At 48.5% G+C, this 24474-nt stretch carries 27 protein-coding genes and 1 rRNA gene; 4 read left to right on the forward strand and 24 right to left on the reverse strand.

The genetic code is table 11. The annotated features are described in order from the left end of the window. Positions 1–83: 83 nt before the first annotated feature. Positions 84–905 (reverse strand): ABC transporter ATP-binding protein, encoded by an 822-nt coding sequence (locus I8U17_RS14670; RefSeq protein WP_198059679.1) that lies wholly within the window; start codon positions 903–905, stop codon positions 84–86. 376 nt (positions 906–1281) lie between these two features. Between I8U17_RS14670 and I8U17_RS14675 the strand changes: the two genes are divergently transcribed. Next, on the forward strand, positions 1282–2538 hold the full coding sequence (locus tag I8U17_RS14675) for an MFS transporter (protein WP_198059680.1): 1257 nt from the start codon (positions 1282–1284) through the stop codon (positions 2536–2538). Positions 2539–2830: 292 nt separating this feature from the next. Here I8U17_RS14675 and I8U17_RS14680 read toward each other — a convergent pair whose 3' ends face one another. The 3 genes from I8U17_RS14680 to I8U17_RS14690 form a co-directional block, all read right to left on the reverse strand. Continuing rightward, complete coding sequence (locus I8U17_RS14680; protein ID WP_198059681.1) at positions 2831–3724, reverse strand: nucleotidyl transferase AbiEii/AbiGii toxin family protein; 894 nt, start codon at positions 3722–3724, stop codon at positions 2831–2833. A 30-nt stretch (positions 3725–3754) separates the two neighbouring features. Beyond that, the gene (locus I8U17_RS14685; protein ID WP_198059682.1) at positions 3755–4339 is read right to left on the reverse strand and encodes a hypothetical protein; all 585 of its coding nucleotides are present in this window, start codon (positions 4337–4339) and stop codon (positions 3755–3757) included. Between the two features lie 606 nt (positions 4340–4945). Continuing rightward, positions 4946–5992: an alcohol dehydrogenase family protein gene (locus I8U17_RS14690; RefSeq protein WP_198059683.1), complete on the reverse strand. Its 1047-nt coding sequence runs from the start codon at positions 5990–5992 to the stop codon at positions 4946–4948. Positions 5993–6278: 286 nt separating this feature from the next. Between I8U17_RS14690 and I8U17_RS14695 the strand changes: the two genes are divergently transcribed. Next, on the forward strand, positions 6279–6971 hold the full coding sequence (locus tag I8U17_RS14695; protein WP_033101291.1) for an alcohol dehydrogenase catalytic domain-containing protein: 693 nt from the start codon (positions 6279–6281) through the stop codon (positions 6969–6971). Between the two features lie 198 nt (positions 6972–7169). On the opposite strand, the gene I8U17_RS14700 is transcribed toward I8U17_RS14695, so the two are convergent. The 12 genes from I8U17_RS14700 to I8U17_RS14755 form a co-directional block, all read right to left on the reverse strand. Further along, on the reverse strand, positions 7170–8018 hold the full coding sequence (locus I8U17_RS14700) for an SDR family oxidoreductase (RefSeq protein WP_033101292.1): 849 nt from the start codon (positions 8016–8018) through the stop codon (positions 7170–7172). Positions 8019–8119: 101 nt separating this feature from the next. Continuing rightward, positions 8120–8815, reverse strand: a complete 696-nt coding sequence (araD, locus tag I8U17_RS14705) for an L-ribulose-5-phosphate 4-epimerase (RefSeq protein ID WP_198055114.1) — start codon at positions 8813–8815, stop codon at positions 8120–8122. A gap of 22 nt (positions 8816–8837) precedes the next feature. Continuing rightward, positions 8838–10547 carry a ribulokinase gene (araB, locus tag I8U17_RS14710; RefSeq protein ID WP_198059684.1) on the reverse strand — a complete coding sequence of 570 codons (1710 nt, stop codon included), beginning with the start codon at positions 10545–10547 and terminating at the stop codon, positions 8838–8840. 202 nt (positions 10548–10749) lie between these two features. Then, on the reverse strand, positions 10750–11835 hold the full coding sequence (locus I8U17_RS14715) for a GntR family transcriptional regulator (RefSeq protein WP_033101294.1): 1086 nt from the start codon (positions 11833–11835) through the stop codon (positions 10750–10752). A 176-nt stretch (positions 11836–12011) separates the two neighbouring features. Further along, on the reverse strand, positions 12012–12263 hold the full coding sequence (locus I8U17_RS14720) for a hypothetical protein (protein WP_052154252.1): 252 nt from the start codon (positions 12261–12263) through the stop codon (positions 12012–12014). Positions 12264–12274: 11 nt separating this feature from the next. Then, the gene (locus I8U17_RS14725; RefSeq protein WP_198055117.1) at positions 12275–13891 is read right to left on the reverse strand and encodes a sodium:solute symporter family protein; all 1617 of its coding nucleotides are present in this window, start codon (positions 13889–13891) and stop codon (positions 12275–12277) included. A gap of 33 nt (positions 13892–13924) precedes the next feature. After that, a complete protein-coding gene (locus I8U17_RS14730; RefSeq protein WP_033101312.1) occupies positions 13925–15355 on the reverse strand; it encodes an L-fucose/L-arabinose isomerase family protein in 1431 nt (476 codons plus the stop codon). Positions 15356–15383: 28 nt separating this feature from the next. Continuing rightward, complete coding sequence (locus I8U17_RS14735; protein ID WP_152568566.1) at positions 15384–15641, reverse strand: hypothetical protein; 258 nt, start codon at positions 15639–15641, stop codon at positions 15384–15386. Between the two features lie 308 nt (positions 15642–15949). Then, the gene (locus tag I8U17_RS14740; RefSeq protein WP_198055118.1) at positions 15950–16405 is read right to left on the reverse strand and encodes an Hsp20/alpha crystallin family protein; all 456 of its coding nucleotides are present in this window, start codon (positions 16403–16405) and stop codon (positions 15950–15952) included. 36 nt (positions 16406–16441) lie between these two features. Continuing rightward, complete coding sequence (locus I8U17_RS14745) at positions 16442–16672, reverse strand: hypothetical protein (RefSeq protein WP_198055119.1); 231 nt, start codon at positions 16670–16672, stop codon at positions 16442–16444. Between the two features lie 11 nt (positions 16673–16683). After that, positions 16684–16920 carry a hypothetical protein gene (locus I8U17_RS14750; protein WP_081943892.1) on the reverse strand — a complete coding sequence of 79 codons (237 nt, stop codon included), beginning with the start codon at positions 16918–16920 and terminating at the stop codon, positions 16684–16686. 20 nt (positions 16921–16940) lie between these two features. Further along, the gene (locus I8U17_RS14755) at positions 16941–17180 is read right to left on the reverse strand and encodes a hypothetical protein (protein WP_033101298.1); all 240 of its coding nucleotides are present in this window, start codon (positions 17178–17180) and stop codon (positions 16941–16943) included. Between the two features lie 275 nt (positions 17181–17455). Between I8U17_RS14755 and I8U17_RS14760 the strand changes: the two genes are divergently transcribed. Beyond that, positions 17456–17707, forward strand: coding sequence for a spore germination protein (locus I8U17_RS14760; protein ID WP_033101299.1), 252 nt, complete (start codon positions 17456–17458; stop codon positions 17705–17707). Between the two features lie 20 nt (positions 17708–17727). Here I8U17_RS14760 and I8U17_RS14765 read toward each other — a convergent pair whose 3' ends face one another. The 7 genes from I8U17_RS14765 to I8U17_RS14795 all read right to left on the reverse strand — a co-directional run bounded on the left by I8U17_RS14765 (position 17728) and on the right by I8U17_RS14795 (position 23194). Then, on the reverse strand, positions 17728–17976 hold the full coding sequence (locus I8U17_RS14765) for a hypothetical protein (protein ID WP_198059685.1): 249 nt from the start codon (positions 17974–17976) through the stop codon (positions 17728–17730). A 12-nt stretch (positions 17977–17988) separates the two neighbouring features. Then, a complete protein-coding gene (locus tag I8U17_RS14770) occupies positions 17989–18741 on the reverse strand; it encodes an SDR family NAD(P)-dependent oxidoreductase (protein WP_198059686.1) in 753 nt (250 codons plus the stop codon). A 26-nt stretch (positions 18742–18767) separates the two neighbouring features. Further along, positions 18768–19187 (reverse strand): MaoC/PaaZ C-terminal domain-containing protein, encoded by a 420-nt coding sequence (locus I8U17_RS14775; protein WP_198055121.1) that lies wholly within the window; start codon positions 19185–19187, stop codon positions 18768–18770. Between the two features lie 14 nt (positions 19188–19201). Then, positions 19202–19639 (reverse strand): MaoC family dehydratase N-terminal domain-containing protein, encoded by a 438-nt coding sequence (locus tag I8U17_RS14780; RefSeq protein ID WP_198059687.1) that lies wholly within the window; start codon positions 19637–19639, stop codon positions 19202–19204. A gap of 371 nt (positions 19640–20010) precedes the next feature. Then, a complete protein-coding gene (locus tag I8U17_RS14785) occupies positions 20011–21282 on the reverse strand; it encodes a glycoside hydrolase family 18 protein (RefSeq protein WP_052154254.1) in 1272 nt (423 codons plus the stop codon). 543 nt (positions 21283–21825) lie between these two features. Then, the gene (locus I8U17_RS14790) at positions 21826–22191 is read right to left on the reverse strand and encodes a hypothetical protein (RefSeq protein ID WP_033101304.1); all 366 of its coding nucleotides are present in this window, start codon (positions 22189–22191) and stop codon (positions 21826–21828) included. 343 nt (positions 22192–22534) lie between these two features. Beyond that, the gene (locus I8U17_RS14795; protein WP_198055123.1) at positions 22535–23194 is read right to left on the reverse strand and encodes a TetR/AcrR family transcriptional regulator; all 660 of its coding nucleotides are present in this window, start codon (positions 23192–23194) and stop codon (positions 22535–22537) included. Positions 23195–23735: 541 nt separating this feature from the next. On the opposite strand from I8U17_RS14795, the gene I8U17_RS14800 reads away from it, so the two are divergent. Further along, the gene (locus tag I8U17_RS14800; protein ID WP_033101307.1) at positions 23736–24293 is read left to right on the forward strand and encodes a GNAT family N-acetyltransferase; all 558 of its coding nucleotides are present in this window, start codon (positions 23736–23738) and stop codon (positions 24291–24293) included. Between the two features lie 85 nt (positions 24294–24378). On the opposite strand, the gene rrf is transcribed toward I8U17_RS14800, so the two are convergent. Then, positions 24379–24474: ribosomal RNA gene (gene rrf / locus I8U17_RS14805) — 5S ribosomal RNA — on the reverse strand; the annotation flags it as partial.

Genomic DNA, 24474 nt, shown 5'->3' on the forward strand with positions numbered 1-24474 from the left:
AAAAGAAATTTTGTTGATTTTGCCGATGAAAGAAACCATTTAAAAAGCCGAAATCCAAGCGGGTTGGAAATCGGCTGTCGGAATTACCGTAAGGTTCTGATCACTTCCAGATCATTTGTCTTCGTTTCGGAAACGGAAAGCCATGCCCGATCATTTCGCCAGTTTACTTCGACCGGGGTTTCAAAAAAAGCGGACAGGTTGGAACTGTTTAATACGGTCCGCGTTTCTCCTTTGGCAAAGACACGGCCCCGGCGAAGCAACAAGGTATGGGTGAAGATCGGCAGTATTTCCTCAATGTGGTGAGTCACAAACAGCAGATGAGGGGCATCTGAACTTTCGGCCAGCTGACGAATACTGGACAGCAATGCCTCTCTGGAGAGAAAATCAAGCCCGTTGCAAGCTTCATCCAAAATCAACAGTTTGGGTGAAGCCATCAAGGCGCGGGCAATGAGCAGCTTCTGTTTCTCCCCTTGGGAACAGGTTTGATAGGAACGGTCGAACAAATGGCCGCACTCCAATTGCTCCATCAACTGACGGGCTCGTTTCACATCATTTTCGCCTGTTTTTTCGTACAGACCGATCGAGGCGAACTTCCCGCTGAGCACCACATTTTGCGCCCGCTCCCGTCCATTGATTCTCTCTTGCAGAGACGAACTGACCCAGCCGATCGACTTCCGCAGTTCTCTTAAGTCAACTTTGCCAAACGGGTGGCCCAACACGCTGATTTTTCCTTGCGAGGGCCAGAAATAACCGTTTATGAGATTGAGCAATGACGTTTTCCCCGACCCGTTCAGCCCCAATATCGCCCAGTGCTCACCTGGTGAAACCTTCCAGTTGACCTGATGGAGAATCGTCTGATCTCCCCTTCTCCAAGTAACATCGTTCAGTTCAATGATGGCCGCCAATCTTGATCTCTCCTTTTCCGGTGAAAATCCCATCGCAAGCCGGGGCATGGGAACCCCGCTCCCGTTTTGCTCAGTCTCTATTTCGGTTGTTCCGAAAAGACACAAAGATGTTCCTCACTTGTTTCATTAACAACCTTACAAAATTATTCGTTATGATATAATATTCTCCCATTTTTAACAACAACCCAAAAGGCTGAACAAGCGGAGATTTAACAAAATACGGGACACTGATTCATTTTCACACATACACTGAATATTGCGAATATAACAAATCTGTAATAGTATAATAACATGTCGCTATAAAAATAGTTTCAATCCAAAAATGAAATTCCCCAACCAGGTAACTGCGAAATACTTCCAAAGGAGGCGGTGGAGATTGAACAACACGCTCCCAAACCGGCGTTGGCTTCGCATTATTCCCCCTGCAATTTTGGTATACATCGTAGCTTTTATGGACCGCACCAACATCGGATTCGCGATGGCGGGCGGAATGGATCGGGAGCTCGGGATGACAACTTCCCTATCCGGACTTGCTGCCGGAATTTTTTTCGTCGGGTATATTATCCTCCAAGTTCCCGGCGGAATCATTGCCGAAAAAGGAAGCGCAAAAAAGTTTATCGCCTGGACGATCATCGCCTGGGGCACACTGGCCACCGTGACCGGATTTGTGCAAAACGCGACGCAATTGATGATTCTCCGGTTTCTGTTGGGAGTTGCTGAAGGTGGGGTTTGGCCGGCGATCCTGGTTATCATCAGCCACTGGTTTCCCAACGAAGAGCGCGGGCGAGCCAATGCGTTCTTCATGATGAATATTGCAATCGCTTCCATTATTACCGGCCCTTTGTCCGGATGGATCTTAAGTATTTGGAACTGGCGCATGGTGTTTATCATTGAAGGGATAATTTCACTGGCTTTGATCTTCGTCTGGCTCCCTCTGATCAGTGACCGGCTGCAAGATGCGAAATGGATTTCCGAACAGGAACGAGACTATTTGGTGAAACGCTGGCGTACGGAACAGGAGTTGCTCAAGGCAAATCCGCAAGGCCCCGCCTCATTTGCGGAACTCTTCGCAAATAAAAACATGTGGAAGTTAATTCTGATTTATTTCTGCTATCAGACCGGTATTTATGGCTTTACCCTGTGGCTTCCGACCATCATAAAGCAATTGACACATGCGGGAATGGGAAGTGTCGGGATTCTGTCCGTTTTTCCGTACATCGCAACGATGATCGGGCAATACCTGTTCGCAACCCTGTCCGACCGGAGCATGAATCGAAAACTGTACACAGGGTTGCCGTTACTGGGTTTTGCGCTCTGTTTGCTGTTATCCGTTCAATTCCAAAGTCAGATTTGGGTATCCTTTGCCTTTCTGGTTGGATGCGGATTTTTCCTGCAGGCCGCATCCGGCGTTTTCTGGGCCATCCCTCCGGTTCTCTTTTCGGCCAATGTTGCCGGGGCAGTGCGGGGAGGAATCAACGCACTCGGGAACCTGGGCGGTTTCCTCGGTCCGTATATCGTGGGCTGGCTGACTGCTTCCTTCAGCCCCGAAGCAGGAATATACGGGTTGATTCTATTCCTGGCGACAGGATTTCTCCTGACACTTTCCTTGCCGGAAGCGACTACCGGGAAATAGTCAGAAAATTGAAACTGATGGGCATCGGGGTAAGAACAAACATCTTCCGGAGCAGAATTAAAAAAGTCCTCTCCCCAAAAACACCGGGGAGAGGGCCTGCTTTTCCTTCGGACTTCTTACTCCGCAACGTCCAAATTCGTTCACCGATGGCAGCATGGAAAAGAAAAGATCCGGAAAAACGATGAGAGAACCGGGGATGGCCCAAAGCTCTTTACACATCAAGATCATGATGGTCCCTGCGAATCCAGAAAGGACAAACCGAATATTTCGTATTTATCATCCTTCTCTTCCCTTATGTCGGACTCGGCAAATGATCAAATGAATTCTTATTAATACCGGCATGGTCCATCACTCTGCGTAAATCAGTCACAAACTGCATAAAATATTCTTCCTTATTTTGGCTGCCGGCAAAGTCTTTCAGATCAGAATCATTGGATAATGAGTCATACAATCCTCTCAAATCATCGACAAGAACCTTTTTCATATCCGCTTTGGTAATCGATTGATCCATCCTGCATTCATTGACGAGGGTCTGCAATGTTTCTTGAAGGTCAAGGTGATCATAGGACGGATGAGATAACAAAAACTTTAAATCATAAAGATCTTTAAACCTGGGTCTGACAATCGTTTGATGCAACTTCCAAGCAACCTGGACCGAGAGGGGGATGGTGTACGGAACGATGAAACGATCTCCATAAACGGTCCGATACTCTAACGGAACAGGTTTGACGTCCAATTCCAAGTTAAACGAAATATCCAGAAAAACGGAATCATATTCATCATAATCCTCATCAGGATCTCTTGGCTCATCTGTGAAATAATAAGCAAGATATGTATTGACTGTCGGAAAATCATCTGCCATGGCATAGTCTATGTTTCTCCAATATCCATATTCTTGAAAACTCACAAACTTGATTCCGTCGTTCAAATCCATTTCTGTCACTTGAGTCATCCAATTTGTGAAAGTTTTATAGGCTTGATTGACATCTGTGATTTTCTCCAAATACAAAAAGTCGATGTCTCCAACATACCGAATATCCGGATTCTCCAAATATTGTCTCGTTAACAGGCTTCCTTTTAATGCAAATGGCATATCCACCAGTGATATCCTTCTCAAAAGCGCCTCCATCACAACCAGTTCGATTTCCGTCCAATCCATATCCTTTAAATTTTCCCGACTGATCACGATTCTCTCTCCCTGTTTTCATGAAACCTCTCACGAAAGCCATCCACGATCCAATTCTTCTCTGCTGTCGTAGATACATAATTCATATTGTTCTTTTACAAATTCAATGCCATTTCCCTTTAAAACAGAATGGATCTTCTCTACTCTCTCATAGAATTTTTCCTTACTTTCATATTCTCTGACGGTTATAAATCGCACTTTTCCATTGGCATTTAAAGAGTTTCTGGAAAGATGCCCGCCCAGACCTGCGCACAAATTCTTTACCATGGCAACATCATCAACCTCAATTTTTCCATGCCATTCAAAGTAAGGCTTAGAATGCTTGGTCAGTGGTTGATAAAAGTACTGTTCTTCATTTGGAGACGTCTCTACTTTTTTTCTCATGATGGTGAATCCATTTTCTTGAAACTTGGTTACAATCTTGTCGACTTCTTTATTCGCTTCATGAAAATCCGTCCTTTTAATCACTCCCGTAAACATTGGCTGACGGATGTAATCTCCTTTATCCAAGACGATCATTAGAGGTTTGACCTGTTCCGATTGACAAAGCCTTATGAATGCATCCCTTTCAGCAGGGCTTAAATCCTGGACTGTAATGTGAAATTCAAATTCCATTGGTCTCACTCCTGGATATATCTTTCATTATGTTTGCGCCATTTTTTCATTTTAAAAATAATAAAAAACATTTATCAAGAACAGTCAATTTTGGAATTTTGAAGGCTCCCCAGCCCATTTGAGTCGTGTAAATGATGAAAATGGAGCAGAGGCAATTATACGTCAGTGTATTTGCCACATTGCGTCAAGCACGTTGCTTTCATGGTCTTTGGCTTCGGATGCACTTTCCAACAGATCGATATGATGTAGGATTACAGCGCGGATCGGCTCCAATTCCGCCTCTGCTCACTGCTCGTCCAGGATCAGCCCCCCCTGCCAGGCGTTTGCAATCTCTTTCGGGTATTCCTCTTTACTTTGTCTGACAAGATCTTCCGTTTGGATCAACCAGCTGCGCTTATCACGGTCCCGACGTTGCCTTCTTTACGATCTCCATATCCATTCCTCCCCGGATTGGTGCGGGAACGGCCAACCCGATCTGTCCATGTGTATCATTCTCAACCCCGGTTTAGAGAGAATCAGCATCGGTCAATTCTCCATAAAAGGGAGTGATTCAACTTTTTTCAGGCACCTCCGGCAAAATCGTTGATCTTGGCCAAAATCACCCCGTCACTTGGACACTTGCAAGATCACCTTGTTCGCTTGGCGTTCGGCGAAGAGCCGATATCCTTCCGGCGCTTTCTCCAGAGGCAGACGATGGGAAACAACCACCGTCGGATCAATCCGTCCACCCTGCACCAGTGCCAGCGTCGTATCAATGTCACGGTGGATATTGGCAACTCCGAGGCGAAACGTCACATCTTTCACCAAACTGGCCATCAACGGATAGGCAAAGGTATCTTCCGCTGTAATGCCCACGGCGGATATGCGCCCGCCCCCGCGAACAAGCTCAAACCCCAAAGCAAGCGTGGCTGAACCTCCAACTGCTTCGATCACAACGTCCGCCCCTTCACCGTCGGTCCATTCGCGGATTTTTGCTTCCGCATCCATCTCCTTTGAGGGAACCGGGATCGCACCCAGCTGCGCGGCCAGCTCGGTCCGCTCTTTGACGAGATCAACTGCGAAGACCTGGGAAGCTCCCAGAGCAAAGGCACTCTGAACTGCCATGATCCCGACCGGACCGCAACCGATCACGGCAACGTTTTCTCCGGGCTTCAAGCCGCTGTTCACAACGGCTCCGTAGGCAGTGGTCAGAATATCTCCGGTAAACAACGCCTGTTCATCGCTCAACCCATCCGGAACCCGTCGCAGGGTATAGTCCGCATACGGAATACGCGCGAATTCAGCCTGTGTCCCATCCAAATTACCGAAGGCCACGCCGTAGCCCAGTACACCTCCAAACCGACACTGGTTATAGTGACCACGCCGGCAGGTTCGACATTTGCCGCAAGCAACGTGAAAGGCTCCAACCACCCGGTCCCCCCGTTTGAAACTTTGCACTTGTGGCCCCACTTCTTCGACTACCCCCACATACTCGTGTCCGATGATCGCTCCCGGCATCATCCCCGGGATCGTGCCGTGATAAAGATGCAAATCGGATCCGCAAATCGCCGCTGTCGTAATCCGCACGATCGCATCAGCAGGTTCCTGTATCACCGGATCCTTCACTGTCTCAACCCGCACATCACCCACGTCGTGAAATATGACCGCTTTCATCCGCGTTTAACCCCGCCTTTTATTTGAATATAAATTCATATAAATCTACCTATATTTTATTATATTAAGAATATTTATACAACTAAGTTCATCCCGTCTTGTTCCATGTCGATATTTTTTGCAAATTTGCAAAAAAGCCTTGTCAAGAAGTGACTCACTAAGATAAAATAGCATCAAGACTATTATATAACAGATTAAAAAATCAGATATTGTAATATTACAACAACTGACCAATGGTTTCATACAACAGCGAAATATAAAAAACCGAATCAGGGGGAATGAACCGATGAAAAATGACGTTTTCCAGCGTGATCGCTTTTCCCAACAGAACATAAAAGGGAAAATTTTGCCTCCCGGAACACCCTTTATCCCTCCCTTCACTCCCCTTCCGGAGTGGCAGTATGCTTACCGGGTGATCATCTGCCAGAACGACCAAAGCTGCCGCCAAATAAAAGCCGTCAGAAAAATCGTCCCCGTTGCCAAACCGAAACCAGGCCAAGTGTTACTGTACATGCTGGCAAGTGAAGTAAATTTTAACGAGCTTACCGGGCTGGCCCATGAGAACCAACCGGAATTCACCGTAACCGGTCACCGCGGTCTGGGGCTGATCGTGGCAACCGGCGATGACGTAAAACGGGACAACGGGCTGAAAGTCGGAGATATGGTCACTGTTCATCTGGTGAAAAATCCGATACCTTCCGCCACAAACACCAATGGCCCGGAAACCAGGCTGATTACACGCCTGCTCGGAACCCATCAGCAGTTTGCCCTTTCCCCCGTCACGCAGGTTACCCTCCGGAATCGCCTGTGGGAAAGTTATTGGAAGCAAAAAGAGCTTGCCATCAAGATTATCCCCTTTGCAAACCTTGAAAACGAGCAGGACGGACTAGATGACACAGATCTCTGCATCATCCGGCATGCGATGCCTCGCCTGGACCTGACGGACAGCCATGAATTGTTCCAAGCATGGAAGGCATAGTTCCAAACAGGCTAAACAGGTGCAATGATCGGAGCGATCATGGGTTTTGACACGGGAACAGATGATTAAAAAAGTGGTGATTCATGCAATGAACATGAATCACCACTTCAGCAAACCACTGCTCTGAAGATTTTTACTGAACGTTCATCCACCGGGTTTTTGATACGACATGAACGCTTCCTGTCGTCGGATGCGCCTTCAAACTCCGGAATACGCCAAGAAACCGCCATCCACCGGAATAGTAATCCCGGTGACAAATCCGGACATGTTTTCGTCCGCCAACCAGAGCAGCGTTCCCAACAGGTCTTCGGGGGAACCGAATCGTCGCATCGGTGTATGAGACAGGATTTTCCGCGAGCGTTCGGTCAGGGAGCCATCTTCATTCAAGAGGAGACTGCGGTTTTGTTCCGTCAGAAAAAAACCGGGGGCAATGGCATTGACCCTGATCCCGACATCAGCCATATGAACGGCCAGCCATTTCGTGAAATTTTCGATTCCCGCTTTCGCCGCACTGTAAGCCGGAACCTTTGTCATGGGGCTCGGTGCGCTCATCGACGACATATTGATCACAATGGCCCCTTTTCTGCTGATCATTTTTCGCGTAAAAACCTGAGTCGGAATCACCGTTCCCAGCAAATTCAGGCTGAACACATATTGAAATCCTTCCGGGCCCAAGTCGAAAAATGTCTTCACTTCCTCCTGCCCGAGATCGCTGATCTTCAGCGTTTCATGTGTTGTAATGCCCTCGGGGTGGTTTCCGCCGGCACCGTTGATCAAAATGTCACAAACGCCCAATTCCTCCGTCACAATCTTTTCCGCCCGCTTGACGCTTTCCGCATCCAGGACGTCGCAGGAAACAGCAATCGCTTCACCGCCCGATCTTCTTATCTCCTCCGCGACTTTTTCACCTTTCTCCCGATTGCGATTCAAAATCGCGACCTTGACTCCTTGCCTGCCGAGCTCCCTGGCCATCGCGCTGCAAAGGACGCCGCTGCCGCCGGTGATCACGGCCACCTTTCCCTTTAAATTCCCGTTGACTGGCAGCATCTTCTTCCTCCTCCTCTTTTCGTGAAGATGTGTTGCAGTCCGGTTCGCGGATGATCAAATGCTTTCTCAGCAAGGAATCCCGGATATCCCACAGTGTTCCGTCATCCTTGCCCGTAGTACGCATGCACACCATGTTTGCGCAGATAATGTTTATCCAGCAGAAATTGGCTGACCGGGGTAACCGCCGGGTTCAGCTGGCAGGTATGGAAGGATATTTTGGCGATTTCCTCCAGCACGACGGCGTTGTGAACGGCATCTGCAGCATCTTTTCCCCAACAGAAGGGCGCGTGCTGGTATACGAGAACGCCGGGTATCTTCGCCGGATCAATCTCCTTCTCCTGAAACGTTTCAATGATGACCTTTCCCGTTTCGTGTTCATACGCCCCCTGAATCTCATCAGAGGTCATTTCCCGTGTACAGGGAATCTCTCCATAAAAATAATCGGCGTGCGTGGTTCCAAGCACAGGAATCGGCCTGCCAGCCTGTGCCCATCCCGTCGCCCAAGGGGAATGTGTGTGCACAATTCCGCCGATCACAGGAAACGCTCGATATAAGGCCAAGTGCGTCGGAGTATCGGAAGAAGGTTTCAACTTCCCTTCCACCTGATTTCCATCCAGATCAACAACGGCCAGATCCTCGATCTTCATCTTTTCGTAAGGTACCCCGCTTGGCTTGATGACGACCAGCCCCTTCTCCCTGTCGATTCCGCTCACGTTCCCCCAGGTAAAAGTGACCAAACCGTGGAGAGGAAGCTGCTTATTGGCTTCCAGAACCTCCCGTTTCAGCTGTTCGAGCAACTCCGGTCCCTCCTCTGAAGCTCTATTCGTTCTCCGCTCCTTCGCTCGGCGCAGACTGATCTCCGTTTGCGGTTGCCGTTTTCTTGATCTGTTTCAGTCTTTTCATCACGTTATTTTCACCGCGGCCAAAGTAGTCGTAAAGTTTTTTGTACTCTTGATACAGCTTTTCGTAAACGGCTGCATGTTCCGGCAACGGCTTATAATACTCATCTTTTACTTTCGCCATTTTCCTCGCCGCCTCAACAATCGAATCGTACCCGCCCCGCTCCTTTCCGGCCGCCACTGCTCCAAACATGGCGGCTCCGAGGGCCGGCGTTTGCGCTGAGGCCGAAACGCGGATTTCCATGTTAAGCACATCGGCATAAATTTGCATCATCAGGCGGTTTTTTTCCGCAATGCCACCCGCCGCGTAAAGTTCATGGATGGGAACCCCGTGCTCCCTGAATGTTTCCACAATCATTCGGGTGCCATAGGCAGTCGCTTCGATCAGGGCGCGGTAAATTTCTTCCGGCTTCGTATGCAGGGTTGCTCCGACAATCACTCCGGTCAAATCGGCATCGACCAGTGTTGAACGGTTGCCGTTCCACCAGTCGAGCGCGATGAGACCGCTTTCACCGGGGTTCAGGAGGCTCGCCTTTTCCGTGAGTAGCTGGTGAATATCAATCCCCCGCTCTTTGGCTTCTTCCATATAACGGGCGGGCACACCGTTTTCAACGAACCATTCAAAGTGGTCTCCGACACAGGATTGCCCTGCCTCATAGCCGATCAGTCCCTGAATCACCCCGTCTTCAACCGCTCCGCAGATCCCGGGAACAGCCTTTTTTTCTTCACCGAGCAAAATATGGCAGGTGGAAGTGCCCATGATCATCAGCATTTTGCCCGGTTCGGTAATTCCCACAGCCGGCGCCGATACATGTGCATCGACATTGCCTACGGCCACGGCCGTTCCGGGCTTTAATCCCGTTAATTTCGCTGCCTCCGCCGTAAGTTCGCCCGCCTTGGAGCCGATCGGATAGAGATCCGTACTCAATTTCTCTTCGACGAGTGTTGCCAGACGCGGATCGAGTGATTGAAAGAACTCCCGGGACGGATACCCTTCTTGTTTATCCCAAATCGCCTTGTATCCGGCTGTGCAACTGTTCCGCTTCACTTCTCCCGTGAGCCTGGAAACCACCCAGTCGGTCGCTTCAAGCATCTGATCCGCCGCTTCATAAACCTCCGGAGCTTCATTCAGGATTTGCCAGATTTTCGGGATCAGCCATTCGGAAGAAATCTTGCCCCCATACCGCTGCAAAAATTTCTCTCCCCGCTGCTTTGCAATTTCATTCAAGCGATTCGCCTCTTCCTGCGCGGCATGATGCTTCCATAACTTCACATAACTATGCGGATTCTTTTTAAATTCTTCCTTCATGCACAACGGAATCCCGGCGGCATCAACCGGAAGCATGGTGCAGGAAGTGAAATCGATTCCAATCCCGATCACATCATCAGCTGAAACCGCCGCTTTCTGCAATACTTCCGGGATGGTGACCTGCAAAACCTCCAGATAGTCCGCAGGATGTTGCAGAGCCCAATCCGGCTCCAATTTGGTCATGCCATCCGGCAAATATCGATCGATTACCCCATGGGTATACGCTTTGATCGCGGTTGCGATTTCCTTTCCTGTTTCCACTTCCACCAGCACGGTTCTCCCTGACAGGGTGCCAAAGTCAACACCAATGCTGTATTTCATACATCTCCTCCCCTCCGGCGATCCGAATGCACTGGTTTACACACTCACGGACTGCTTCTTTACCGTTCTCCATTGTTCCGAATGATCCGTCTGTTTCTGCGATTCCGGATCCCCCCAACCGGGATGGCGGGGCGCAAGTTTCGTTTCCTCCATCGTCCCGCGCCTCACGCCCGCCGGCTTTGCAACTGAAGCATGTCGTTTTTTACTTTGTACCGCCCCATTTTCCCGTGGAACTTCTCACAACCAATTCCGGCTGAAAGACGAACGACTCGATGGCATGACCCCGGTCTCCTTTTTCAACCGCTTCGATCAGCAATTTGGCGGCCATCTCCCCCATCTGCATCTTCGGATGCTTGATCGTGGTCAACTTCACTTCGGATGCTTCTGCCAACAAAGAATCGTCGTATCCGACAACCGAAATGTCCTGCGGCACCTTCAAAGCCAGCTCGCGGATCACATCGAGAATGGAGAGAGCGATTTCATCGTTATAGCAAAAGACGGCTGACGGCCTGTCTCTCTCCCTCATCAAACGGGCAAACGCCATTCTCGGTTTTTCCTCTTTTTCTTCTGTTCCATAGGAAATGACCATTCCGGGCTGAACTGGCAATCCGGCCTCCCTGTGCGCTCTGAAAAAACCTTTCATCCGTTTGATGCCTTGCAGATCATCTGTCTTAAACAACCCGGCAATCCTCCGATGACCAAGCTCAATCAGGTGCCTTCCCGCAAGGTAACCTCCAAGCTCATCATCCATCGTCACACTGGGCGGTTGCAGATTGGGATAATAAGCATTAATCATGATATAAGGAATGCGCTTTTGTTCCAGGGTCAGGTAATAATCAAGGTTCTCATTGTACAGGGCGGTCTTGGTCGGCTCCAGAATCAGACCGTCCACCTGTTTATCCAGCATCATCTGCAAACACTCTTTTTCATCTTCCGGCCGGTTGTTGGTACTGGCGAGCAAAATGCCGTACCCCTTGGTGTTTAAATATGATTCCGCTCCACGTATAATGGACGGAAAAATGTAATCCGATATATATGTGGTGATAATTCCGATTATTTTGTTGGATCTTTTTCCCGGAAAACCGTTGTAAAATGTCCCGCGCCCCTGCTCTCGGTACAGCCAGCCCTCATAAACCAAATCTCCGATCGCCTGGCGGATGGTATGCCGGCTGACCTGAAACAAATCAGCCAGTTCATGTTCGGATTTGATTTTTTGATGCGGCTTGACTTCCCCGTTAACCAGCCAAGCTTTAATCGTTTCTTTTACCTTGCTCCGTTTTGTGGCCATATTTTCCACCTTTACAATGAATTAGTCACACAGCCAGTATACCATACAGGAAAGCAGCCCCGACCCCGCAATATCACCCAATGAACAGGCGCGATTCCGCCACGGCGACCTTCAGGCTTACAGCCGTTTCCGAACCGTTGACCCTCCATCGCTATCGCTTACGCTTTTCCAACGCCTCAATGGGTTCTTTCCGAAACTGACGTTTCCTTCATTTTCGCCAAACCCACTCTCTTTCGAAGTGAAGCCGCCAAGAAAACCAAACCGAAGAGGAAAATCACAATTCCCCACCAGAGGTTGATGTTCCAACCGTGGAGCACCGCTTTCTGCGGATTGTAGAGAAATCCGTAAACCCCGAGAATCACCCCGTAAATCACGAAGAGAAGGCCAATCAGAAACCGAAGGTCATAAAACAGACTTGAATCTTTCATCGGAAGCCCTCCTACCAGAACCAGATATTAAAGCCGATAAAGAAGAGACAGAGGATTAAGGCGATATAACCGGGACGCTTGTACCAGGCAAGATCGTCATAGGTCGGGTACGCCCCGCGGCTGTATACGACTCCTTTCAGCTCTTCCGCCGGCTTCTGTTTGGTGAAGAAACTGACCAGGACGGTGATCAGGAAGGCAACCAGCCATGCCCACCAGGCACGCCAGAAATTGCCCGCCTGCGGACTGGAATAAAAGTTGTCGGGAAGAGCCACGTACAGGATCAATGCTGTGGCAATACCTGAAACCAATCCCCAAAATCCTCCCCAGGGCGTCGCTCTTCTCCAAAACATTCCGAGCAGGAAGGTGGCGAACAAGGGCGCATTGAAGAACGAGAACAATGTCTGCATATAATCCATCACACTGGGAAAATCAGCAGCTACATAAGCAGCGCCGATGCTGATCAGGACACCGACAATAACGGTCCACCGACCCATTTTGACATAATGTTGGTCACTGGCCCGTTTATTGATGTAAGCCTGATAAATGTCATATGTCCAGACCGTGGTGAATGCGGTTACATTTCCCGCCATGCCGCTCATGAAACTGGCCAGCATCGCGGTCAAACCGAGCCCCAGAATACCCGGGGGGTAATACCGTTCAATCAGGAGAGGCAAAGCCAGATTGTAGCTTGGCCCGTCCGGCTTGCCGATATCGGGAAAGATGACGGCGGCTATTAAACCGGGGATGATGACCAGAAAAGGGACAAGCATTTTGAAGAAAGCGGCATAAATCGGCGTATTTTGTGCAGAACGCATGTTTTTGGCGGCGAATGCCCGTTGCACCACGAGAAAATCGGTTGTCCAGTAGCCGAAGGAAATGACAAATCCCAGTCCCAGCACCACACCAAGCCAGTTGATGCCCATCGCATTTTCCCCGTTGCTCCCCAGATTGGACCACAGGTGGGTAAAGCCTTCAGGAAGGCGATGCGCCATCCCGGCCCATCCTCCCAGTTCGTGCATGCCCAGAATCGGGATCAGCAAAAGACCAAGCCAGATGAGGAAGAACTGGATCACTTCCGTAAAGATGGAGGAAGTCAATCCGCCCAACCCGACGTAAATCAACACCACGACCGCGGAAATCAAAATGCTGGTATTGATCGACCAGCCAACCAGAACCTGAAGAATCAGCGCCATTGAGTAGAGGCTGACCCCTGACAGCAAGACTGTCATAACGGCAAACGTAATCGCATTGACAGCCCGGGTCGCCTCATTGTAACGGATTTTCAGATATTCCGGCACTGACCGTACCCGGGAAGCATAGTAAAAAGGCATCATGTACAGGCCGAGAAACAACATGGCCGGAATCGCACCGATCCAATAGAAGTGGGAAGTCAGCATGCCATACTCGGCACCGTTGGCCGCCATCCCCAGCACTTCAATCGCCCCGAGGTTGGCCGAGAGAAAAGCGAGGCTGGTAATCCACGTTGGAATCGATCGGCCGGACAGGAAGAAATCATCTCCCGTCTTCATGCGATTTTTCAGTAAAAACCCAATCCCGAGAACAAAAACGAAGTAGATGGCAACAATGAAGTAATCTATGAGACTGGCATTGAGCAAAGCGTGCTTCATATCGGTTCCCCCTGTCCCCTTCTCAAAAGAAAATTACCCTCTGTGATGATAGACGCTCCAACCCAAATACTTGCCCATAGCCTCTTCCAACGCTTCTGCCGTCTGGCTCAAATTGACGGCCACATGGTGCTCAAAGCCCCGTTCGCAGATGTACCGTAACAACCCCTGCAGGTTGGGAATCCGGACCACTCCATACCCGCCGAAGGTCAAGAGGGGATCGTTTGTCAGTTCTCCCTCACCCACATAAGCTTCCAGCTTTCCGCTGAGGTCATTGGTTGAAACCCGTGCATAGGTGAAAGCTCCCGGCTTAACCCGTCCAACTACAGTACCGTAAGTATTTTCCTTGCCCACAGTTCCCGCGATAATCTCCTGATAGTCCATCGATGCTTCAGCAAATACATCTTTGGGCAGGTTGCTGCAATGGAAGATCACGGCTTTATCCGGATCATCGCCATAGTTGTTATTCCAGTCAACAATTGCACTCGGCCGGTTGGCTGCTTCCTGAAGAGCGTACATCCCGACCAATCCCGGAACATCCACCTCGCAGGCGCTGGGCAGGAGATTATTGCTCATAATGCTCATGATCGTACAGGGAACAACACCGAAATATTCCTCCATCGAAGTCCAGCACTGAATCGCCGTCGCCGACAGATCGCAGTCTGTCATCCAGCGGTCAATCACCACGCCCAATTTGGACATGCGCAGCATACTCTCTTCCGGAATCCCTTTGGTGTCGATATAAGTGCGAATCTCCTCCAATTTCTGTTTGACCGCAGAGTCTTCATCCGACAAACGGTTGGCCCTTCCCAAAATTTCGGACAAATCGATTGTTTCCACACTGATCCCGTTTGCCTCAAGCAGTTTCTCACTGTAACGGACGGTGTTGAAATCAGCAGGCCTTGCCCCGATGGCGCCGATCCGCAGCCGTTTGAGACCTTTCACCACCCGGCAGATGCCGGCAAACTTATGCAGATCCCTGCGGAATTCCAAACTGTCCGGATCAACCGTATGCCGTGTCGTCAGCGTGTAGGGAATCCGGTATTGAGCGAGGTTATTACAGACTGAGATCTTCCCGCAAAAACTGTCTCTCCGGTCCTGAACCCTCATCTTTGAAGGATCATCGGCAAAAGCGTGTACAAGAACAGGCACATTTAATTCAGCCAGTCGCAGGGTGTTGGCAATCGACTTTTCATCCCCGAAATTGGGGAGAGTAACCAGAATGCCGTCGATCTCCTCCCGGTGCCGCCGGAAGAGGTTGGCGCATTTCCTTGCATCTTCCAGCGTTCCCACCGCCCCGTATCTCGTCTCTTCCGGGGAAAGAATCACCGCTTTGAAGCCTTCCTCTTGCAACACCTGGATGATCTTTTTCCTGCCCTCTTCGCAAAGATGTCCCGGAAAAAAACCACGGTTGCCGACGATCACCCCCAATGTCACCTTCCGCTCCCGACCGTTCTTCACTCCCATATCTCCTTCCTCCTCTGCATGTTCTGTTTTATCTTGCATGACGAGTCAACTCCGGATCCATTGCCTGATCCACCTTGCACGGCAGAACCGCCGGCCGGTCAATGAAAATCCCCGCTCCCGGCCCGCCATCCGGCAATTGATTGTGAACATACCTGCGCTCCTTCATCTCATCGGGTGAAACAACCTGCAAATGTCCATACAACCGGCCGTACCAGTGACTCCCTGATTTTCTTAGCTGCTGTCGTTTTCCACGTTCTCCATTCTCCCCCCATTCCGCCAACACCATAATTGAAGCGCTTTCAACAAATGCTGTACGAATTTGGCCCGTTTCTTCCGACAAAACGAGGGATAACGAACGCCATCAATTTGTACGTACAAGTTAGTCCGATAATGATCTTGTACGACCAACTTATTTGAATACTAACACAACGATTATTATTTGACAATATGAATTTATAAAAAAATAGTAGTATTCAGATCAAATTACATATACAAACCCGCCCCAACAGGCTGTCTTCGAGCAAAAAAAAAGACTTGATTCTTCCTTCAACACATCAAAAGGGGAAGGATTCATTTTTTATGACAAGCCATAGATTAAGCGTGCTGAATCATGATTTCCGTAAAGTTGTTTCTTTTATCTTTAGGAATGTAAATCTCCAACATTCCATTTTTATAATGTGCCTCACTCCCCTCGCAGTCGCCTCTCACCGGCAGCGTAATCAATTCTTTGTCTTCGTTGATCCCGGTGATCATCAACCGATTCACGTCCAAAAAGAGGCGAATATCCTTCACATCGGTATTTTCCGGTGTCGGCACTTGTACGACCATCTTGTCATTTTGCTCTGAAATATGATATTGTTTCGGGATCGAATACGATTTTTGCAGGTCATGATTTTCTGAAAAGGCTTTGTCGAGCGAAGTCTTGATGATCTCTTCCATCCAGTTGAAATCCACGGGAAAAAGGGAACGGCCAGTTCCGCCTGAAGCCTCCTGGAACATCCGGTTCATCTCTTCCCAATGAAATCCCCAAATATTTTTATCTTCTCTCATCCCGTTTCTCTCCCTTCATCCTGATAAAAGCTAAAGTCAGGCTCCGGCATAGTTATTCGCATCAACGCTATAGTTATCCACGATATCGGAATCAAAATTGATCAGTTTTTTTGTGGCCATCCAGCTGTTCCCTTCAAAGGTCTGGAGATTCCCAATATTCTGCTTGCTGGAATTGCGATTCTGGACCACGTTGACCCCCAGATTGATGGAACCCGATGTCGATACGGCATTGGATAAAAAAAAACCGAAATGAATGGAGGCAGACATGAAATCCCTCCCTACAATTGCCCCCCACCGAGGTTTTGGAAGTCGGTGGCAAGCTGATCGATATTGTCCATATCGAGATTTTGGTAAATGATTACCGGAACATTGTTGAAACCGATGCCCACGCTGCGGGCAGCACTGTTGTTCTTCATCGCGTTCCGATTTTGGATAATGTTTTGCCCGACACCGATGGAGCCGCTGGATGCGATATTATTGCTGCTCAGAAAACCAAAACTGAAAAAATTCGGCATGACCAAACGATCCTTTCGATTCAGGATGGATCTTTCATCTGATAGTTGTCCCCGCTCCACCCGCTGATATCTTCAAAATCGGGATCAACAACCCCCACCATCTCTCGTGCTGTCCTTAACCGGCCGGAACCGGTCAAAAGCGTTGACAGGTTTTGTTTTTGCAAGGAACGCTGGGTAATTGCATTGCTGCCGTTTGCCATTGCAGCATTTTGCGCGCATCGCTCCACTGAGAATCCACCGACCTTGATTCGCAAAACCATCATGCTCCACTCCAATCTTTTTTCTGTAATTGCAGATGAAAACCACTCATTTATAATGGCTTCTCGCTTTCAAAACTCTCTGCTTCGCTATCCTAACAAAGTCTGACGATTCACACTGTCTGCAGAAGAGTTGCTTTCGCATCTCCCTTTTCCGGTCTCAGGTTATTGTATACCGCCCACCGGGCAAGTGTGCAGGAACATTTCCCTCTTGCCTACATAGAATAAAAAAACGGCAAGGTTAACGGTTTGGATGACCGGGAAGGGAGGTTGGCCAGATGAATCCCATCACCATCAACATCAATATCGGGGCGATCAAAGTTATTTCCATGACAACCGCCAGCACGTTTGCGATCGGACAGAGCGGGATCGCCAACCGAAACAACAGCAAAACCAACTCCGGACCTTCCACGATTGCCGACGGCACGGTTTATATGCCCATCAAAAAGCAAGTGACCTATGATCCGGATCAAATGGACACCCCCGAATGGGGCGGTGATCACGTGGTCACAGTACCGAATTTGAAATAGCGGAGCAAAAACGGACTTCATCAGGAATGAAATCGATACATATCGGGATTTAAGCTCTTTTGAGACAAATCCAGTGGAATTATCTGTGAAACTCCGTGATCAAAGAAGAATTTGATGAGCGGAGAAAGAGCCGCCGCGGCAACTTTTTCTGGCTTTTGTCGCCCTGGACGAGCAATATCGCCCTGTTGGGATTGCTCTTCTTGCGTACCCCCGCCGGAGAAAAAAGCGGGGGTTTTTCCGTTGCCTGCAAAAGGGATGACTGCCGGCACAATTCCACACATTCAAATTCCGCCGCTCACATACAAAACCTGACCGGTGATGAAGCTGGATTCATCGGAAACCAAAAACAGCACCGCATTGGCCACATCTACCGGTTTGCCCGTGCGTCCGAGCAACGAGTTTTCTGCCGCCGCTTGCTTCAGTTGTTCAAAAGTAATCCCGATCCGTTCCGCCGTCGCTCTGGTCATATCCGTTTCGATGAACCCGGGGGCAACAGCATTCACATTAATGTTGAATTTTTCAAGCTCGATGGCGAGGGTTTTGGTAAAACCTTGAATCCCGGCTTTGGCTGCCGAGTAATTCAACTGCCCCCGATTGCCGAGCGCCGATGTGGAACTGAAATTTACAATTTTCCCATAGCGCTGCGGAACCATGAAACGCTGGGCGGCTTGCGAAGCGTAAAACGTTCCTTTCAGATGGACGTTCATGACAGCGTCCCAGTCCTCGTCCGTCATTTTATGAACCAGATTATCGCGGATCACGCCCGCGTTGTTTACCAGAATATCGAGACGGCCAAACGTGTCCACCGTTTTTTTCACCATCTCTTCCACCGATTCACGCTGCGTGATATCGCAGGGGATGGCAATCGCTTCGCCGCCCGCCTCACGAATTTTCGCCGCCGTTGCCTCACACGATTCCGCATTCACATCCGTCACGGTCACTTTCGCACCTTCTTCTGCCAACCTCTGCACCGTAGCAGCCCCGATTCCTCTGCCGGAACCTGTCACAATCGCCACGCGATCCTTTAACCTCATTGTTTTCCGACCCCTTTCAAACTTGGTTAATTGATCGGTAATGCAAACTCTGCCTTGCCGGTAACCACTTTATCCCCTTTTTGCGTTGAAGCCCAGATTTCACAGGTAACCACCTGTTGTCCCCCGTCATTCCGGGTTTCGGTAACCTTCCCTGCACAGGTGATCACATCGCCGGGTCGCACCATTCCGGTAAAGCGGACGCCGAAAGTGCGCAAATGCCCTTCCAGGCCGATCGTATCGGTAAGCATCTGGCCGACGAACGCCATCGTCAACATCCCATGGGCAATCACCCCGCCCAGCCCCGCTTCCTTCGCATACTCCTCAACCGTGTGAATCGGATTGAAATCGCCGGAAGCGCCAGAATACATCACCAGCTGGGTTTTCGTGACGGGCGGTTTGACAAGCGGGCCGATCGGATCCCCTGGTTGAAACAGTCTGCCAGCCACAAAGCATCCCCCTCCTATCCCCGGTAAATCACATTGGATCGGGCAATCAGTACCGTCTCGCCCGATTCATTCACCGCTTTTTGCTCATAAACCAGAAAGATCATGCGCCCCAGCTTTCCTTCTTTTTCATAGGCATCTGCCAGTTTGGTGGAGCAATAAAGGACATCTCCGGCAAATACCGGCCGGAAATATTCAAATTGCTGCTCTCCGTGTATCAGCCCTTCCTGCTTGAACTTGAGACCGGGAATCTCTCCATAGTCAAACGTACGGCTGAACGTCGGCGGTGCGATAATTCGGCCAAAGCGCGTCGTTTTCGCATACTCCTCATCCCGGTAAATCGGATTTGGGTCCCCGATGGCCTCGGCAAACTTGCGAATCGCCCCTTTCTCCACCTCATTTTTCACCGGGGATGATTCAGCACCAACAAACGGAAGAAACATTTGCAGACTCATACCCGAATCCCCTCCTGCAAGGGCTCATCGCCTTGATTCGCGTCGATCATCAATCATCATGGCCGCTTCTCCGGCAAACCGTTACGCCATTTCCGACTTCCTTCCGATTAAACCCTCACTCCATTTATCCGGCTAATTTTATGTTAAAACAGAATCTTATTTATATTATAACTAATCTTCATAAAAAACGATATGAATCAGTCTCCTGCCATGGTCCGGCCGGTTTTTGGAGAGATTCTTTGTGAAAACGGGCGAATTGATCAGGCCAAATGGCAAACACATTGAGATCAATCCGATCATCCATCCCGCAAGGCAAATAAAACCCGGGGCAGTCGGCCAAACCGCCCCGGTTCACATCAAAGATCAAACGATTATTGTAAGTCGTTATAAACTTTCGTTAACAACGTTTTGTTGCGATCCGAACTCAAGTCCCAGATCATGGCACCGGCAAGTCCCTTTGACTTCAGATAGCTGGTTTTATACCCGATCGATTCGGCATCATCGTAAGAGATGAAGGTCCCGTTGGAAGGATTAAAGAGATAAGGTACTTTTGCAACATCGTTCCAGTAGCGGGTATACCCGTTTTTGTTGATATAATTGGCTTCCAGGTCAGAAAAGTCGAATATGCCCGATTCCCATGTTCCTTGCGGTGTTCCCGTACATGTCTGGTATTGTCCGTTGCCGGCAGAGTTGCAGCCTGTCCATCCGCGCCCGTAGAATGGAAGGCCGAGAACGATTTTGGAAGCGGGCACACCGGCTCTTATAAAGCCGTCAACAGCAGCACTGACATTAAAGGTCGATTTATCCGGGAAGGGATCAGCAGGATCGGCATACAGCGGCGCATTATGATTGCTTCTCTGTTCCCATCCCCCGTGAAAATCGTAAGTCATGATGTTCACATAATCGAGGTAAGAGGCTACTTTGCCCATTTCGGTATTTTGCAGGTAGCTCGGGCTGGCACCGGCAGCAATCGTAAGCAGGTAGTGTTTGCCGTCCTGCTGCCCCGCAGCGTCCAGTTTTTCCCGCAATTTTTGAATTAAAAGAGTAAAGTTTTGTTTATCTTCGGGTCTGCCATTTTGCAACCCTCCGCTGACAGGGTACTCCCAGTCGATATCCACTCCGTCGAAGCCCCATGTGCGTATAAAACGAACCGCACTGTCGGCAAATTTGGTGCGGGAAGCATCGGTCAGGGCCGCATCGGAAAAACCGCCGGACCATGTCCATCCACCCACGGAGATAATTGTTTTAAGATTGGGATATTTTTGTTTCAGCTTCGTCAACTGGTTAAAGTTCCCCCGTTTGCAACCCGCGTCCCAACAATCCCCCGGGAAAAACTTGTCCGTATCGGCATAAGTATCACCAACAGTCACTTCCCCATTTACAACATTGGCAAATGCGTAGTTGAGATAGGTGATTTTGGAGGCATCAATATCCATCACTTGAAAGTTACGGTCATAGGTGGCCCAGCTCGGATAATAAGCGACGACGTTTTTGCCGGAAGCTGCGCTGGTTGCGGCCTGGCTTTTTGCAGTTGGAGCACTGCCGGCAAAGGCACCGGCGGGCAAGATGCCGATCAGAAGCAGCATGATCAAAGCAACGGCTAATCTCTTCCCAAACCTGGCCTTATTTTTTTTGCTTTTCATCCATTTCACTCCTGTCCTTATGTCATATTCCGTTCACCCGATTCAAAAAACTCAAACACTTACTGCTTCACTTTCCCTTCCGTTTTCCTCTATCACCTCTTTATTCAAAAAATTGGTATAGACATATGGTTGTATCAATCTATTTGTATTATAATGAATATTACTGTTAAATTAAAGTGAATTTTTTGATAAAAGATAATTAATTTTATTATTTAGAATATGTTTGTCAAATTCCATGCCGTATCACTTGAGGTTTATACCAAATTGGCCATGATCAACGCTCAGGAAAAATGTCGTCCCTGCGTTTCCAGCATAAACACAAAATGATTTGCGTTACCTATACGGTTTCTCAAATCATGTTCCATTCCTTGGACAATCGGAGACAATCCCGCCAGATGCCTGTCCGGAATAAATTCAGATGCGGAAAATCATTCCGTGAACGGTTGCCGTACTCTTCAAAACAAAAAAAGTCTGACAACCCTTACCCGCTTTTTACCACCGGGGATTGTCAGACAATTGCTTTGTAATCAGCGTTTTGATCTTTTATCTTCTACTGCTTAAAATTCCATACCCTTGACAATTCGAATGATCATCACATACTAAAAATAATCTGTATTTTCCCGGTCGTACATTAAATCGATGATTATATGTTTGGTTGCCGTAAGTTAAGTCCCCCTCAATGTTTGTTCCTTCTACATAAAAGCTCATATCATTTCCATCAACATTGTCCGTGTTCTTTACATACACGCCCAACTTTTCACCGGGTAACACCTCAACCACACGTGTACTTTTCACGTCTTCTCTAGGTCTCAAATCCACTCGTGATGCGTCTGCAGCAAAGGCGTTAATGTGGAAAGAAAATACGAATAGCAAAGCGAGGCAAGCAGAAAGGAACGTACTTTTTTTCATACAATCACTCCCGAATTTCATTTTGGATTCAATACCAACTAGCCAGTATATATAAACCGACCGGTTGGTTTACCTTTATTGCAAATATTATCCAGCTTAAAATCAATATTCAAATTAAAAAACTTCATAAAATATGGGATATTCCATGAAACATCAAGAGACCCAAAAAAACAGAGATTTGGTTGATGAGTTTGTCAAGTTTTCCGCCAATCCCGTTTGTTGCACGAAGGGTCCATCCGCGAGAGAAAACGGGGAAATTGGTCCATAAAAAAGACTTGAGCTGCCTGCTGGAAAACTCAAGTCTTCTTTTATTTTTTCGGCCACAATCCCCCATCGCCAAATCTCATCCACGGCGCTGTTCTGCCTGATGATCGAGGCCATGAAATAAAACGTCCAGGGTAAGTTGTATCTCTTTTTCATCATCCCATTCCTGCTCCGGAGCCAGAATGGTTCTCATTATGACATATCCGGCGAGGAGACTGAACACGATCCTGCCGAAAACGGGAGCAGGCAAACTTACATCACCGATCTTTTCGCTGAGTTGCGAAATCCGCGGAAACACATTTTGTTTCACAAACTTTGAAATCACTTCGCGAAATTCCGTACTCAACAGAAGTTCCTGCAAAACCAACTTGACGACATCCGTATTTTCGATGGAAAATTGGACCCTGTCCTTAAAGATGGCATAAAAAATATCATGGTAGTCCTTTCCGTTGTTCAAGATATTGTCCGTGCGTTCCATCAGAATCGGTTGCAATGCTTTTAGCATGGCAGGGTAAACCGTTTGCCTGAACAGTTCCTGTTTGCTGCCAAAATATTTAAAGAGCGTTTTTTCCGACACCTTTGCCTTTTGCGCGATGGCTTGGGTCGTGGTTCCGTCGTATCCTTTTTCGGCAAACAACTCCAGAGCGGCGCCGATGATATCTTTTTGTTTCCCGGTAAGATTGTCCCCGTCCATAATCGATTGCGCTTCTTTTAATATGTTTTCTAATTGCCCGTTCATTTCCTATTCCTCCGATTCGTTTACAGCTGCTTCTTTACTGCCGGCCGGCGGGTTGGTTCGTCCCAAATTCTTGTACCCTGAATAGATCATACCTGTGCAAAGTCGGCTCATCAAGGGCAACGGGATATTGAGCAGATCGCACAAGCCAATGGAATGAAAAATGGCTGATGGGACAACCCAAACCAGTCACAGTATTTCCGCCGGGATCGTGTGTTTTGCTTGTCCCGGCTGCCCGCGGCTTGACCCCTTCCTCCGGCCTGCCCCTTCGCGGATCAATTCAATCCCGCGATTTGACGTGATCCACAGAAAAACTTAGTAATTGAAAGCGACACACCCCGTTTCCCCGCCCTATTTGCATCCCGGCAAGATGATGATCAACCGTAAATCGGCGACTATTTTCTTGGGATTTCCGCCATTTTATCTGGAGCCGCGGATCCGATCTTTACAATCCATCGGTCGTAAAATAAACTTTTCTACCAGAGGGATTTTCAAAGGATCAGAAAAATGAGGAAATATCAGAGGATAAGGGGACAAACACTGAATGGGTCATGTGGAAATCAGAAGACCGCGAATTGAAGACAACGAAGAATTGAATCAATTTTTCCGCACCGTGATTGAGGACACATTTGCCAAAGAAGGACTGTCGAAGTTTGTTGATGATCTGAACAAGGAAATTGAAGACAAGAAGCACTCTTTGAAATGTGATTTTGACAGCAATGGAAAAGCTCGTTATTTTTTGATTGCCCTCGATCAAAAGAGTCAGAAAATTATCGGCACTATTGAATACGGTCCCGCAAGAGAGCTGATCAACCGTTGCACAGGTGGAACATTGAAAGAATTGCCTGAGATCGGAACTGTGTTTGTTCATCCGGATTATCAAAGACAGGGAATTGGAACTTTGCTCTTCAATGTAATGATTCTCACCCTGATTAACAAGGGAATCAATGAATTTTGTCTGGACAGCGGATATCCCAATGCACAGAAAATATGGCGAAAGAAATTGGGTGAGCCTGATTATTTGCTGAAAGATTATTGGGGCCTGGGGCATGACCATATGATTTGGAGGAGATCCACACATGATATTCGCATCATATTTTAAAAGATGAAAGTCATGGCTCTGCGTCCCGTCCGGACACAATCTTTCACAGCAAAAAACCACCTCAAAATGAGATGGTTTTTGGTTTGCCTGGCAACGACCTACTCTCCCAGGGGTGAACCCCAAGTACCATCGGCGCTGGAGGGCTTAACTTCCGTGTTCGGGATGGGAACGGGTGGATCCC

Origin of the sequence: Thermoactinomyces sp. CICC 10521 (assembly GCF_016055135.1) — a bacterium.
GTDB lineage: Bacteria > Bacillota > Bacilli > Thermoactinomycetales > Thermoactinomycetaceae > Thermoactinomyces_A > Thermoactinomyces_A daqus.